The organism is Alistipes sp. (genome assembly GCF_048465635.1).
GTDB lineage: Bacteria > Bacteroidota > Bacteroidia > Bacteroidales > Rikenellaceae > Alistipes.
In genome coordinates this window covers 72,113-87,285 of sequence record NZ_DBFWLF010000017.1, presented here as the reverse complement: position 1 = coordinate 87,285, position 15,173 = coordinate 72,113, and the positions used below count along the sequence as shown (strand labels likewise).

General features: G+C 58.9%; 11 protein-coding genes. 2 read left to right on the top strand and 9 right to left on the bottom strand.

Annotation, left to right across the window (positions count from 1 at the left end):
* Nucleotides 1–45: 45 nt before the first annotated feature.
* The 6 genes from ACMO9O_RS06770 to ACMO9O_RS06745 all read right to left on the bottom strand — a co-directional run bounded on the left by ACMO9O_RS06770 (nt 46) and on the right by ACMO9O_RS06745 (nt 7,378).
* Entirely contained in the window at nt 46–1,914 is a 1,869-nt protein-coding gene (locus ACMO9O_RS06770) for a DNA topoisomerase IV subunit B (RefSeq protein WP_418983044.1), read from the bottom strand.
* 3 nt (nt 1,915–1,917) lie between these two features.
* On the bottom strand, nt 1,918–2,646 hold the full coding sequence (locus ACMO9O_RS06765) for a lysophospholipid acyltransferase family protein (RefSeq protein WP_418983043.1): 729 nt from the start codon (nt 2,644–2,646) through the stop codon (nt 1,918–1,920).
* Between the two features lie 168 nt (nt 2,647–2,814).
* Nucleotides 2,815–3,696 carry a hypothetical protein gene (locus tag ACMO9O_RS06760; protein WP_418983042.1) on the bottom strand — a complete coding sequence of 294 codons (882 nt, stop codon included), beginning with the start codon at nt 3,694–3,696 and terminating at the stop codon, nt 2,815–2,817.
* A gap of 3 nt (nt 3,697–3,699) precedes the next feature.
* Nucleotides 3,700–4,557, bottom strand: a complete 858-nt coding sequence (locus ACMO9O_RS06755) for a hypothetical protein (RefSeq protein ID WP_418983040.1) — start codon at nt 4,555–4,557, stop codon at nt 3,700–3,702.
* 7 nt (nt 4,558–4,564) lie between these two features.
* Nucleotides 4,565–5,089, bottom strand: coding sequence for a lipocalin family protein (locus ACMO9O_RS06750; protein ID WP_418983038.1), 525 nt, complete (start codon nt 5,087–5,089; stop codon nt 4,565–4,567).
* Nucleotides 5,090–5,683: 594 nt separating this feature from the next.
* Entirely contained in the window at nt 5,684–7,378 is a 1,695-nt protein-coding gene (locus tag ACMO9O_RS06745; protein ID WP_418983037.1) for a M12 family metallopeptidase, read from the bottom strand.
* Between the two features lie 191 nt (nt 7,379–7,569).
* On the opposite strand from ACMO9O_RS06745, the gene ACMO9O_RS06740 reads away from it, so the two are divergent.
* Entirely contained in the window at nt 7,570–9,939 is a 2,370-nt protein-coding gene (locus tag ACMO9O_RS06740; RefSeq protein WP_418983035.1) for a TonB-dependent receptor domain-containing protein, read from the top strand.
* A gap of 1,230 nt (nt 9,940–11,169) precedes the next feature.
* Entirely contained in the window at nt 11,170–12,081 is a 912-nt protein-coding gene (locus ACMO9O_RS06735) for a DUF4396 domain-containing protein (RefSeq protein ID WP_418983034.1), read from the top strand.
* Between the two features lies 1 nt (nt 12,082).
* Here the strand turns inward: ACMO9O_RS06735 and ACMO9O_RS06730 are convergent, their stop codons facing one another.
* From ACMO9O_RS06730 to ACMO9O_RS06720, 3 genes are all read right to left on the bottom strand, one after another.
* On the bottom strand, nt 12,083–13,069 hold the full coding sequence (locus ACMO9O_RS06730; protein ID WP_418983032.1) for a DMT family transporter: 987 nt from the start codon (nt 13,067–13,069) through the stop codon (nt 12,083–12,085).
* Nucleotide 13,070: 1 nt separating this feature from the next.
* The gene (locus tag ACMO9O_RS06725) at nt 13,071–13,646 is read right to left on the bottom strand and encodes a LemA family protein (RefSeq protein ID WP_418983030.1); all 576 of its coding nucleotides are present in this window, start codon (nt 13,644–13,646) and stop codon (nt 13,071–13,073) included.
* A gap of 587 nt (nt 13,647–14,233) precedes the next feature.
* Nucleotides 14,234–15,148 carry a TPM domain-containing protein gene (locus tag ACMO9O_RS06720; protein ID WP_418983029.1) on the bottom strand — a complete coding sequence of 305 codons (915 nt, stop codon included), beginning with the start codon at nt 15,146–15,148 and terminating at the stop codon, nt 14,234–14,236.
* Between the last annotated feature and the right edge of the window lie 25 nt (nt 15,149–15,173).

The window sequence follows — 15,173 nt, the reverse complement described above, 5'->3', positions numbered from 1 at the left end:
AGGGCATCAGGTATTCCCCGATTCTTAATTCTTAATTCTCAATTCTCAATTGTCGATGTCCTCGATAATGTCCTCCTCGATGCGCAGGTTGTCGATGATGAATCCCTGCCGCTCGTAGGTGTTCTTACCCATGTAGAACTCCAGCAGGTCGTGGATCGGATCGTCCTTGGTGATGCGCACCTTGTCCAGCCGCATGTTTCCGCCGATGAACTCCTTGAACTCGTCGGGCGAAATCTCGCCCAGACCCTTGAAGCGCGTGATCTCGGCGTTGGCGCCGCAGCGCGCCACGGCTTTCTGCCGCTCCTCCTCCGAGTAGCAGTAGAAGGTCTCCTTCTTGTTGCGCACGCGGAAGAGCGGGGTTTGCAGGATGAAGAGGTGGCCCCGGCGGATCATCTCGGGGAAGAACTGGAGGAAGAAGGTGGTGATCAGCAGCCGGATGTGCATGCCGTCGACGTCGGCATCGGTGGCGATGATGACCTTCTCGTAGCGAAGGTTGTCCATGTCCTCCTCGATATTGAGCGCCGCCTGCAGCAGGTTGAACTCCTCGTTCTCGTAGACGACCTTTTTGGTCAGCCCGAAGCAGTTGAGCGGCTTTCCGCGCAGCGAGAAGACCGCCTGCGTGCGCACGTCGCGGCTCTTGGTGATCGAACCCGAGGCCGAGTTGCCCTCCGTGATGAAGATCATCGACTGCTCGCACAGTTCGTGCCGGTCGGTGCGGTGTATCTTGCAGTCGCGCAGTTTCTTGTTGTTGAGCGACACCTTCTTGGCCGTCTCGCGCGCCTTCTTCTGGATGCCCGAGATCGCCTTGCGCTCCTTCTCGTTCTCGACGATCTTCTTCTGGAGAATCTGCGCCGTCTCGGGGTGCTTGTGCAGGTAGTCGTCGAGGTGCTTGGTCAGGAAGTCGACGACGAAGTTGCGCATCGAGACGCCCGGCTCGATCTCCTTCGACCCCAGCTTGATCTTGGTCTGCGACTCGAAGACCGGGTCGGTGACCTTGACGGAGATGGCCGCGATGATCGAGGTGCGGATGTCCGAGGGGTCGTAGTCCTTGTGGTAGAACTCCTTGACCGTCTTGGCGATCGCCTCGCGGAAAGCCGCCTGGTGCGTACCGCCCTGCGAGGTGTACTGGCCGTTGACGAACGAATAGTAGCTTTCGCCGTAACCCGTGCCGTGGGCGATGGCCACCTCGATGTCGTCGCCCGAGAGGTGGATCGGCGCGTAGAGCGGCTCCTCGGTCATGTTCTCGTTCAGCAGGTCGAGCAGGCCGTTCTTCGAGACGAAACTGCGGTCGTTGAAGTTGAATGTCAGCCCCAGATTGAGGTAGGTGTAGTTGCGCACCATCTGCTCGACGTACTCCAGGTTGTAGGAGTAGGGGCCGAACACCTCCTCGTCGACGCGGAAGCGGATCAGCGTGCCGTTCTTCTCCTTTACGCCGCTCTCCCACTTGTCGCTTACCTCCAGCCCCTTGGCGAAGGTCACCGTGCGCGCCTCGCCGTCGCGGACCGAGCGGGCCGTGAACTCGCTCGAGAGCATGTTCACCGCCTTGACGCCCACGCCGTTCAGGCCGACGGTCTTTTTGAACGCCGTCCCGCCGTACTTTCCGCCCGTGTTCATCTCCGAGACTGCCACCGAAAGCGACTTGAGGGGGATGCCGCGGCCGTAGTCGCGCACCGACACCTCGTCCCCGTCGATCGAGATGTCGATCTGCCGGCCCGCGCCCATGATGAACTCGTCGACCGAGTTGTCGACGACCTCCTTGATCAGGACGTAAATGCCGTCGTCGGCCTGCGTGCCGTCACCCAGCTTGCCGATATACATGCCCGGCCTGAGGCGGATATGCTCCCTCGGCGAGAGGGTGACGATGGCATCATCGCCATAGGTGTCGTTGGTTTTATTATCGAGTAAATCTGCCATAATCTATCGGTTGTTCCTCATTTCCGCCAGCGCGGCGCTCATATCGTCGTGCACCGACTGCATCAGAGCGTGCGGGTCCTCCGAGGCGATGCGCTCCGCCGGGACGGGCGGCAGGACGCGCAGGGTGATGCGGTTGCGCCAGTTGAAAAGCCCGTTTTTGCGGATCAGCGTCTTCGTGCCGTCCAGCACCACGGGCAGAATCTCCACGCCCGCCTCGCGGGCCAGCGTGAAGGCTCCCGCCTTGAAGCGGTGAATCTCGCCGTCCTTCGAGCGCGTACCCTCCGGGAAAATCGCCACCGAAGCACCGCGGGCGATCCACTTCTTCCCCTCGCGCAGCAGCTGTTCGAGCGCCTCCGAAGCGCGTCCGCGGTCGATGCAGATGTCGCCGTGCAGGACGAGGTACTGCCCGAAGAACGGGACACGGAAGACCTCGCGCTTGGAGACCCAGCGGAAGTTGAGCGGCACGTAGTAGAGCGCCGGAATGTCGATCACCGTATTGTGGTTCAGCACAATGACATAACTTTTATTGCGGTCGACGTGCTCCAGCCCCTCGACCCGCTGCCGCCACAGGGGCGGTATCAGGAAGAACGTGCGCACCAGCACGCGCGAGAGTTCGTGCACCGCGCGGCGGCTCTTGTCGAACGGCATGCAGACGACCAGCGCCACGGCCGAGAGGATCATGAAAAACGTGCACAACAGCACCAGAAAAAGGTAATAAATCGCACTCAGCATCGGTCAGGGGATAATTAGCCACATTAATTCAATCTGCAAATTTAGAAAATTATTCCGGGCTTTCCTACCCTGCCGCCGGGCGAGTTTTCAACAAATTTTCCACGCGTTCCAAAGAGCGAGGGGCGGGAATCGATCCCGCCCCTCGCCGCACAGGAGGGTTTACCGCCGTCAGAAGCGGTGGAAGGCCCGCACGTTGAGCGGCTTGGTCTTTTGCATACCTTGTTCGCGCAGGCTGCGGGTCCGGTTGTGTACCCATACGAGCGGCAGGGCCTTTTCGCCCGAAGCCTCGGTCGAACTCCAGAAGAACATGAGCCGGAAGAACCAGTCGATGCTGTCCTCGCCGCCGTACGTGCGGCTCAATTCGTTGATCCGCTTGCATATGCGGATCATCTGCCCCATGTTGCGGGGCGCGGAACCGTCAGCGCTGAAATGCCATAGACACTCCAGTTCGCCAATGGCGGGAAGATACCACCCCGGACCCAGACTGCGACACCAGGCGAATGCGGGAAAACCGTCCCATGACAACCCTGCGGAGGTGAGAAACCGTTCCAACCGGCATTGATTCGCCCAACCGTCGTTCCGGTCGGTGCACAACAACTGGTTGTAAACCATTCCAATCCCCGTATCATAGGCGAGCCAGTCGCCGCAGACGGACATCACGAGGCCGTGCCGCCCCAGAGCGTCCACCCGCACGACGATGCCCTCGACACCGCCCTCCGAGAAGAGATCGCCAATACGGTAGCTGCGGCTCACGGGCGGCCAGGGGTAGTCGTCGCCATACGCCTCCCCGGAAGCCGACGCGGAGGGGTCCGCGCTGTCCGTATAGACCTCCTTTTCACCGTTGGCATAGGTGATCGAGACCACCCGATCGCGTCCGATGCGGCGCAGCGGACCCGTCTCGTCGCCGAAATTGCGGTAGGCGATGCTGCGCTCGTCGACCTCCTTTACGTCGGCCCGAATCTCGCTGGCATCGCGCAGCAGGATAATGTCCTGCGCGGCGGCCGGCAGCGCACAGAGCGCCCCGCAAAGCAGAATCAGCAATCGCTTCATGGATCAGAAACGGTAACCGTAAACCAGCCCTAACCGGAAGAACGACGAGTCGATCTCCTTGAACGTGTTGGTGACGTTGTACTGCACACGCAGCGCCAGGTCGCTGTGCCGCCACGTCCACCCCACCTGCGCGAACAGGCCGAAGCAGGCGCCGTTGAGCGCTTCGCTCAGGTCGTAACCGGGCGATTTGCACGAAAGCGGGAAGTTGAACGCGAGGCCGCCCTTGTAACCGAACGCCGACCCGCGCGCCGACCCTGCCGAACCGTAATAGAGGTCCAGATTCATCAGCATCAGGTCGAAGTCATCGCTGTCCGCGGAGCCGAGCGAATTGTAGCTGAACCCGAGGCTGGCGCCGACGCAATCGGACGAGTAGCGGCTGAAGTAGTAGTTGACCCCCACATCGGCCCCGATGCTCGGTCCGGTCCACGCGTCCTCTTCGAAAAGCACGATGCCCACGCCGATAGTCGGCGAGACGCCGATCTCCCACGACCGGTCGCGCAGGGGCTGCCGCTTGGCGGCGGCGTAGCGCGACGCCTGCGCGGCGGAGGAGCCGTAAACCACCGCCGGCGAGGCACTGCGGGCCGAAGCCGAAGAAGCGTTGGCAGGCGAGGCTTCGTAGGAGGAGATCACCTCCTTTTCGCCGTTCTCGTAGCGAATGAAAAATACCTCCGACTTTCCGATGGTATAGACGGGTCCGTCGGGGTTGGAGAACTTGCGGTAACGGATCTGGGTTTCGCCCACTTCGAGCACCTTGGCCGGAATCTCCTCGGCCTTGGCGTTGCGCAGTACGATCATGTCCTGCGCCCGGAGCGACGTTGCGGCGGCGCACAGCGCCACGCACAGTACGATATACTTTTTCATGGGTCAGCTATTTACGGGGTTCGACAAGGGTTTGTGCCCGGCGGAGCAGCCGGACGGGCGCATCGGAAGCGGCGGAAACGGAAGCGGGTGCGACGGACGAGGCACGCGAAATGCGGTTGTAGGTCATGACCATCCGCATCGAGACGCCCTCCTCGGTCATGGTGAAATCGACAATCAGCTGCTCGTCGGTCAGGCTCTTCACGTACCAGTCGTACTCGATGTCGAAGTTCGAATCCTTGATATGGAGGATTCGGGAAGAGGGATTGTAACTCCAGGTGGCGTAGGCATTGACGCCCTCCTGTTTCTCGGTTGCCGTACCGTCGCTGCGGAACGTGATCGTAGAGATCGAAGCGTCGACATCCATCTCGCTGTTCTGCCCCATGGCCTCAACATACATGTGGGAGATGCCCCACGTGCCGTAGAGCATTTCGACGCTGCCCGCAGGCCCGTCGCCGTCGTTGTCGTCCTTGTCGGAACAGGAAGCGGCCGCAAGTCCTGCACAGAGCAGGGTCAGCCAAAGAAATTTACGCATAATGTTTTCATTTACAAAGCCGTGTCCCCGCGGCGGTAAGTTTGGGATAGGCCATAAAAAACGTGGGACAGAACTTCGCTTCCTGCATTCTGAGGTCTTAGGAAACCTATGGCACAAGGGTGCAAAGTTAAGCCCACGCATTACGCGTGAGCATCAACTTCACTTCGTGTGCCATGTTTGAAATTTCCTAAGTTTCAGAATGCACGTCGTAAAGCTAACGCTTTTTATGGGGTGGTCACGGGCCTTCGGAGGTCCGGCGGACCGGTGTTTTCAAAGCTGATCGGGGTTTAATTCATAGGCAAATGAGTTTGGGTTTACGGACAAATATAGCGAATTTTCTTTAAAAAGAACACCTCTATGCAGAGGATAAAAAACTTTGTACCACTACCTGAATGACAGACCACAGCAGGGAAAAAGTTGTTGGTAACGCTTCAGCGATATTCAAATGCACTGATATGCGGTGCTTTGCATCTCATTAGATGTCTGCCTTTGCCTGATGCTCTTCGCCGCCGCTCTCTCCACCGAACGTTTTATCACCCGGAACTCCTGTTGAAAATACTCCACCGTCGGTTTATGTTACTCGAACTTTCAGAATCAATTGGAACTCGACCAGTTCCATCCTCCGAAACCATCGGCGGCATAATCCAAATACCATTGTCCCGTATCGTTCTTCCCAGCCAAATCATCTTTACCGTCTCCGTCATAATCTGTGGGAACCGGTATGGCCGAAGATTCTCCATATCCGGACAAGTATACATCCCATCCCCTGAAACCGTTGTTCGAGTAGTCGATACACCATTTTCCATCGTCGGTTTTAATGCTTAAATCCGCTTTGCCATCCCCGTCGTAATCCGCCGGGACCGGAACTGCGAAACTTCCCCCATAACTCGAAAACGCTGCATTCCATCCGCCGAAGCCGTCTTTCGCATAATCTATATACCAACCGCCGGCGGCGTCCTTCACACTTAAATCCGCTTTGCCGTCTCCGTCATAATCCGCAACGGCAGGAACGGCATCCTCGAAACCATAACTTGACAAGTATACATCCCATCCCCTGAACCCGTTGTTCGAATAGTCGATAAACCATTTGCCATCGTTGGTTTTTATGCTTAAATCCGCTTTGCCATCCCCGTCGTAATCCGCCGGGACCGGAATTGCGAAACTTCCCCCATAACTCGAAAACGCTGCATTCCATCCGCCGAAGCCGTCTTTCGCATAATCTATATACCAACCGCCGGCGGCGTCCTTCACACTCAAATCCGCTTTGCCGTCTCCGTCATAATCCGCAACGGCAGGAACGGCATCCTCGAAACCATATTCTGCCAGAACTTCATCCCATTTGCCATATCCGTTTCGGGCATAATCGATCAACCAATAACCATCATCGGTCTTTACACTCAGATCTGCCCGGCCATCTCCATCATAATCGGCAGGGACCGGCTTCCAAGTCGCATCTCCATAGATTTTAACCGTTGGATAAATTGTTTGAATAGCATAACGATCCCCTTCGGAGATGACGTTTCCATCCTCGAACGTAGTCCTGTCGAGTTTAGTCATAACCGGTTTTGCCGGATCATATACCATATTAAGGTCCGTAATGTAGGATCCATATATCATGATCGAATTGAAATCGAACGGACCATAATCCATTCCGGAATCGTAGATATAAAAATTATGCTTGCTTCCCTCCTTTATATTGGACCAATCAATCAAGATATGATTGTCGCGATCCGCCCGCGTATGTTCATGCCACAATCCCAACGCATGGCCTATTTCATGGGCGACCGTCCCGAAATTATTATAATTGTATAGGTTAATGATCTGCTCCCCTCGCCGCATTCCTACATAGGAGTTGTTAACTGTGGCAGATCGAACGAACCTGATGTAATTCGACTGAGCGATGCGCGGGAAAAAAGTAAGATTCGAATTTTTCTGCCAATCCTTGATCGCCGCCAAAATAACACGAGAATCGGGTATGGAAGAGTCAATCACATAGAAAACGCTGTTATTGGTCCATTTTTGAAAAGACCACGGAACCAGGCCGGCTCCTCGGGTACATGAATCCATCGAATGATCTTCATCGAAAACAATATCCCCCTGAAATATCAATTGACCATCGACTTTCTCCACAACGACCTTTTGTCCATTCAGCTCAAGGTCGATCAGTTCTTTTTCAACAGGATCCGAGTTATTAACTCCGACCATTTCACAATCGCCCGCATCCTCCGATACGGCACATCCCGTCAACAGACCGCATACGAATACGATTTGAATCCAATACTTTTTCATATATTCAAATTTTAACCAACCTAAGATAGAATTATTTCCCGATATTTCAACCTTAAATACCCTGCCTCTCTTCAAAAACAAAAAATTTGGCAAAATTTTAGTACTATGTCTTGCAAAGTATAATTATTTTTACATATCTTTGCGTCGTCAGATAAAAAGTAATGCAGATTACAAGAATAAACAGAATAGTCATGAAAAAATTGATCTTCTTCATCGCTGCCACCATGCTCGCTATGACCGATGCCTTCGCGGCACGACTCGCTCCGGCCGAGGGCCGGGTCGTCGATTCGGACGGACAGGTGGTGGAGTACGCCACGGTAGTGCTGCTGCGCGACGGGAAACAGGTGACGGGCATGGCCACCGACACCGAAGGCAGATTTTCGCTGAAGGTTCCCGCGGGCGACTACACGCTGATGGTCCAATATCTGGGTTACGAACCGCTCCGGCAACAGGTGCACGTGGCCGAAGCGAACGACCTGGGCGATTTCGTACTGCGCAACGCCGCCACCCAGATCGAGAGCGTGGTGGTCAAGGGACAGCTGATCCGGCGCGAGGCCGACCGCTTCGTGGTCGACGTGGCCAACGCCCCCGCGGCCATCGGCAAGGACGGCGTAGAATTGTTGGAGCACGCGCCGGGCATCTGGATCGAAAACGACAAGATCACCATCAACGGCAAGAGCGGTTCGAAGGTCTTCATCAACGACCGCGAGCTGCGCATGGACGCCGAGCGGATGCTCACCTACCTGCGTTCGCTGCGGGCCGAGGAGATTCAGAAGATCGAGGTCGTGCCGATGACCGGCGCGGACTACGACGCCGATTCGTCGGGCGGCATCATCAAGATCACGCTGCGCAAGCGCCGCGAGAACGGGCTGGACGGCTCGCTGTCGATGCGCACCGACCAGAGCGACATCCACAGCAACTACACCCCCAGCGGCAACATCAACATCCACTCCGGGCGGCTCGATTTCTACGCGTCGGCCTGGAGCAACATCATCGACCAGACGACTTCCTCCGACGAGCAGACCCGCTACCTCACGCAGAATGCCGGGCTGGTCGCCCACTCGGTCATCAAAGGGAACTACCGCAACTGGGGCGGCAGTGCGGGAGCCATCTACGAACTCTCCTCCCGACACAGCATCGGCGGCGAGTTCAGCTTCTGGAGCAATAAGAGCGAGGAACCCAATGACAGTTACACCGATTTCACGACCGAAGAGGCGCTGACCCGCACCGACAGCCGCTACGAAAACAGCACGGACGACAAGAACTATTCGGCCACGTTCAACTATATTTGGAAGATCGACACGCTGGGTTCGACGCTCAAACTGCTGGCCGACTACACCTACCAGCGTAACCAGGCGTGCAACGACAACTCCAGCCGCATCACCACGGCGGGCCTGATGACGGTCGACTCGCTCTACAACGACGACGCGCGGAGCCGCTATCAGGTGACCACCGCCACGCTGGCTTACGATAAGCACTTCTCGCCGCGGTGGACGCTGCGCGCCGGGGCGAAATACACCTACAACGACATGGCCAACGACGCCCTCTACCAATATCTGAAAGGGGACCGGTGGGTCGTCAACCAGAATCAGAGCTTCAACATCAACTACACGGAGAACATCGCAGCGGCCTACGCCATTGCCAGCGCCAAGCTCGACCGGTGGAGTTTCGTGGCGGGCCTGCGCGGCGAATACACCCACACCTACGGCAAAAGCGGCGACGTCGGGCAGGACTATTTCAGCCTCTTTCCCAACGCCAACGTCTCCTATGCACTCACCAAGGACGGGTCCTACTCGCTGATCGCGCAATACGCACGCACGATCGCCCGCCCGCGCTTCTGGAGCCTCAACCCGCAGCGCATGCAGATTTCGGACTACACCTACCAGACCGGCAACCCACTTCTCAAACCCTCCTTTACGCAGAATTTCAGCGTATCGCTGGTGCTCAAATACAAATACACGCTTACGGCCGGCGTCAGCATCAACAAGGACAAGATCGAGCAGACGATGCTCGCCGATGAGCAGGACCCCAACATCCTTTACATCCAGTGGGTCAACTACGACTCCTCGCACGACTACTACGTGACCGCCGACCTGCCATTCCAGCTGACTAAATGGTGGACGCTCAACGCCAACCTCTTCTACACGCGCACCGGCCAGCGCCTCGATCAGCACACCGACGAAATGTTCCAGAACTTCTACCGCGGCCGCTTCTCGACGACCTTCTCGCTGCCCGCCAAGTTCTACATCGACCTCTCGTACAGTTACCAGAGCGGCATCACACTTGGCAACGTCCGCGTCGAAGCGATGCAGCGGCTCAATGCGGGCATCAAGAAGCGTTTCGGCGACCGCTTCACCCTCTCCTTCCAGGCGAACAACCTGCTCAACGAACGGCAGATCATCAATGCCGAGGGCGACGGATTCCACCGCAACGTGAAGGTCCGCCAGCCTTGGAACAACCGTCAGTACAGCGTCCGTGCAACCTGGAACTTCAAGGCGGGCAAGGCGTTCAACCGCAAGTTGGTCGAGGCGGGTTCGGCCGAGGAGAAAAGCCGTCTCTGACCGGAGGGCGACCGGACTCGGGCGCGGCTTCCGGGGGGGGGCCGGGTTCCGGGTCCGGGACCTTCGGGAGGCGGGTTGCGTAATGAGCCGGCTTGCGTTATGAGGCGGAAAGGCAGCAGCCTGCGACCCCGGAGGGGAGGGCGAAGTGGTGATCGGAGGAAACTATCGCTTTGCAATTGATTTCAGGCGCAATCGCCGGAAAATTCCGGTTGCTGACGCAACCTGCGCAGGGGCCGATGAACGAGTATTTTACTGGGGAAGGGCTTGTTCTCTCGGGCAGCAGCCTGCGGAGGACACGCGCTAAGCGGGCCTCCGCCAGCCGAGGCTGCGGCCCGTCGATTCTTCGAATCGACAAATTAGGTGATTTACATTTAATAAAGCGCTCCATCCCTTTTTTCGGACGCAGCCTGCGGAAAGACGTGGTAAAGGGAGGGGATTTTACTGGCAGTTTGGTTTATGCTATCTCGGGCGGCAGTCTGCGGAAGGACGCGTTAAGCGGGCCTTCGCGGGGCAAGGTAGCGGCCCGACTGCTTGACAGCCCAAACAAGATAAATCGAATGCGGTCCGCGGTTCTTCGAACCGAATCTCCTGCCCTTTCTTCACAAGAAAGGGCGAAAGAACCGCGCACGCAGAAAACGGCGGCCGGTCGTCCTCCTTCTCGCTGAACGGGCACGAAAGCTAAAGCATATCGAACACCCGTTCCGGGCGCTCGGCGTCGGACAACCGCAATTCCCGCCGTTTCCAGAAGTGCGCATGCAGGTGCGGCGCGATGCGCCGCAGTAAAATGATTTGGAAGAGTTGCTTTGTTTTCGGACGCAGCCTGAGGAGGGGCGCGTTAAGCGGGCCTCCGCGCCGAGAGGCTGCGGCCCGCCGACCTGAAGGTCGAAAGCAGACGAACCAAATATAGCTCGTACTGCATCAAGCCGCATGGAAAGGAATGTTTACCACCTTCCCCAGCACCTTTCCGCCGCAGGTGGACACAAGTCCCCTCCGAGGAGGGGATTTAGGGGTGGGTCAGACTTGTATGCGCGGCGGCACGCCGCGAGGTTCGGCGATCGAAAGCTGCTTATGTCGGTCAGACCGACGACCATCCGATGCGACTATCTTCTTGCGCCTCCGCGCCGAGAGGCTGCAGCCCGCCGGCTTGTCAGCCAAAACAAGGCTGCATCAAGACAAGGCGTGACCGGCTCCGGCATATGAATTGCTGCATAAGTGCATAAAGAGACACGCATGCAGCAATTTCCATATATCGCCGAAATTTTCGTTATCGGGGGCATCGCCTCGGCGGCCGTGATCGCCGTCGACCTGCGCTCCTGCCGTCAGCCGATGCGCATCATGAACAGCGTATGGGTCCTTACCGGATTGTGGGCCAGCTTCTTCGGCTTGTGGGCCTACTTCGCCTTCGGGCGCACGCGCAGCTGTCTTGTCCGTGAACGCGCCTCCACGACGGACAGCGAAACGGACAACAGCAAGGCGGACGACCGGATGGCGGGAATGTCCCCGGACAGGCAGATGGAGGCGATGCGGATGGACGGCATGTCCGAAACAGCAATGAAGATGGACGAAACCCCCTCGGACCAGCTTCAGAAAGACTCCATACGTATGGAAGATACGCCTGCGGAGGGAATGCAGATGGAGGGTATGGACGATATGTCCGGTATGCCCGGAATGCGGATGGAGACGTCCGGACAGCCCCGGTGGCAGTCGGTCGTGCTCTCAACGCTCCACTGCGGCGCGGGGTGCACGCTGGCCGATCTTATCGGCGAGTGGTTTCTCTATTTTGTCCCGATCGCCATCGGCGGCAGTCTGCTGGCCGGGTCTTGGGTATTGGATTATGTGCTGGCCCTGATCTTCGGCGTCGGATTCCAATATGCCGCCATCCACGGCATGGAGCGCACGCTGCCGCGCGGCGTGGCGATCCGGCGCGCTCTCAAGGCCGATTTCTGGTCGCTTACGGCGTGGCAGGCGGGCATGTACGGTTGGATGGCCATCGTGATCTTCGCGCTGAACGGCGGCATGATGCTTCCCCGCACCGGCTTCTCCTTCTGGTTCATGATGCAGATCGCCATGGCATGCGGCTTTCTCTTGGCCCTCCCCGTCAACGTTATGCTGATCCGCCGCGGCATCAAACACGGCATGTAGATCAGCGGCGGCGGATACGCGGCAGCGGCAGTCTGCGCGCCCAGCGGACAGCCCAGCGCGGCAGGCGCGGACGCATCATCCAGCGGGCCAGGTGGGTCACCGAGTTGGGGATGCGCAGCGACTTGCCCGCGATGATGAGTGTGACGGCGATCAGGATCAGCACCACGCCCGCGACGATGCGCAGCGTGAGCGGCTCACCGAAGACCGTAACCCCGAAGAAGAGCGCCGTGACGGGTTCCAGCGCCCCGAGGATTGCCGTCGGGGTGGAGCCGATGCGGTGGATGGCCGCAGCCATGGCTACCAGCGAGACGATGGTCGGAAACAGCGCCAGCGAAAAGGCATTGACCCACAGCAGCGGCGTGGGGATCGGTTGCAGATCGGTGCAGAAGCGCAGCCGGACGATAAAGACCAGCGAGCCGAACACGAGCGCATAGAACGTGAGTTTTTCGGTAGAGAGGTCCCGGAGCGATGAGCGGTTGATCCCCACGATATAGACCGCATAGCTCAGCGCCGAGAGAAAGACCAGCAGCACTCCTACCCCATCGAGCGTCGCGCCGTCGCCGCCCTTGTACAACAGCGAAATTCCCGTACATGCCAGCGCGATCGAGAGCACAGTCACCCGTGTCAGCCGCTCGCGGAAGCCGACGGCCATGATGACGGCCACCAGCACCGGATAGACGAAGAGGATGGTCGAGGCGATACCCGCGTCCATGCGGTTATAACTCTCGAAAAGCAGCAGCGAAGAGAACGAAAAGATCACGCCCATCACCGCCAGCGGCACGATGTCGCCCCGTCGCAGGGCGAACGAACGATGGCGGACGAGCATCAGCGCTCCGAGCATCGCCACCGCCAGCACATAACGGTAGAACAAAACGGAATCCGCCCCCAACCCCGCCGCGTACATGGGCAGGGCGAAGAGCGGATTGAGTCCGTAACTGGCTGCGGCCAATGCGCCCAGCGCATAGCCGCGGGACCGTTCCGAGAGCATGTCAGAAAGCCACCTGCGGAGCCGTCTCGGCCCCTTCCGAAGCGGAGAAGTTGGGCTTTTGGTCGAAGCCGAACAGCCGGGCGACCAGGTTGGCCGGGAAGCGGCGCACGGCGATGTTGTACTGCTGCACCGTCTCGTTGAAGTCCTTGCGCGCTACGGCGATGCGGTTCTCCGTGCCCTCCAGCTGCGCCTGCAGCTCCAGGAAATTCTGGTTGGCCTTCAGATCGGGGTAGCTCTCCGACACGGCGATCAGCCGCCCCAGCGCCGAGCGGACCTGCGCCTGCGCCTGCTGGAACTCCGCAAGCCGTTCGGGCGTCAGGTCGTCGGCCGAGAGGTTGATTGACGTGGCGCGGGCGCGGGCCTCGGTCACCTCATTGAGCGTCTGCGTCTCGTGCGACGCATAGCCCTTAACCGTGTTGACCAGGTTGGGAATCAGGTCGGCGCGGCGCTGGTACTGCGTCTCGACATTCGACCAGGCGGTTTTAACGCGTTCCTCCTTGTTGACGAATCCGTTGTAAGTCGCGTAGAAGAATATCGCCACAATGACCGCTACGCCGATCCAAATCCATTTTTTCATAGTATCGTTTTTAACGTTTGTAGTTCGTTTCACGGTTACGGCACTCCGGCCGCCGTTCGCGGCCGGTGGCCGCGTTTACAAGTCTGACCCTCCCGCCCTAATTCTATTTTCGACCTTCAGGTCGGCGGGCCGCAGCCTCCGGGCGCGGAGGCCCGCTTGATCGCGTGCCCCGCAAGCTGCGCCCCTAAACCGAGGTTCCCGGCAACGCGCCTCAATTATATCTAATATATCTAAGCAAAGCGATAGCTTTGCACCCCATTCGCGCACTTCTGAAAACGGCGGGAATTGCGGTTGTCCGACGCCGAGTGCTCGGAACGGGTGTACGATATGCGTTAGCTTTCGTGCCCGTTCAGCGAGGCGGAGGACAGACGCCCGCCGTTTTCTGCGTGCGCGGTTCTTTCGCCCTTTCTTCTAAAGAAAGGGCAGGTTGTTCGGCTCGAAGAGTCGGCGGGCCGCAGCCTCCCGGCAGCGGAGGCCCGCTCAACGCGTCCCTCCGCAGGCTGCATCCGCAACTCTTAATCTGGCGACTTTCCGCAGCCAGCCATTCCTTCCACTCCACGGCAAAATCAGGGTTCATGTCCGGCATATCACCACCGCGATCCGGCCCCTCCTCCTCCGAAGGAGCCGCCGCCGAACCCGCCGCCGATCGAACCGCCGCCGAAGCCGCGGCCGCCGCCGATGATCGTTCCGCCCCCGATTCCGCCCCCGATGCCTCCGCCGATATTGTCGTCGCGCAGGTTCCGCGCCCGGCGCTTGACCACCTTGCCGCAGTTGGAGCAGACATAGGTGTACTCCACCTCGCGGTAGGAGGGCGTCACGCGCACGACCTGCTCCGACTGCCGTTGCAGGGTAAGCTTATGGCAGCGCGGACAGCGTTTGCGCAGGGCGAAGACCAGCATCGCAGCGCCCATCGGCAGGACGATGAAGCCGCCGATGATCGCAAAGATCAGCCACGCGGGCATGTCGTCGTCCGCCTCGTCCGCCCCGGCCAGCTCTGCGCCGTTCCCTTCCAGCACCTGCGCCACGGCCTCCATGCCGGCGACCATACCGGCGCTGTAATCGCCTTCCCGGAATGCGGGAAGCATGTAACGCGTCTGAATCCGTTTGACGATCGCATCGGGCAGCACGCCCTCCAGTCCACCGCCCGTCACGAAGCGTATTTCGCGCAAATCCTTGACCAAAAGCACGCCCAGTCCGTTGTCGGTCTCCGCCCGGCCCACACCCCAGCTGCGGAACAGTTCGATGGCGAACGAAAACGGATCGCCGCCCGCGATGTCGTCCACGGCCACCACCGCCACCTCGGCCAGCCCCTGTGCGCGCAGAGCGCCGCACAACGAGTCGATGCGCGCCACGGCCGCGGGCGTGAGGATGCCGTCGGGATTGGAGACGTAGCGCCCGCGATCCATGCGCTGCACGTTGGGAACCTGCTCCGGACGATAGGTTCCCGCCAGGAGGGGCAGGCTGCAAAAGAGCAGCAGGCAGAGTGTCGTAAATCTTTTCATAGGTCGGATGCAAACATACGAAAAA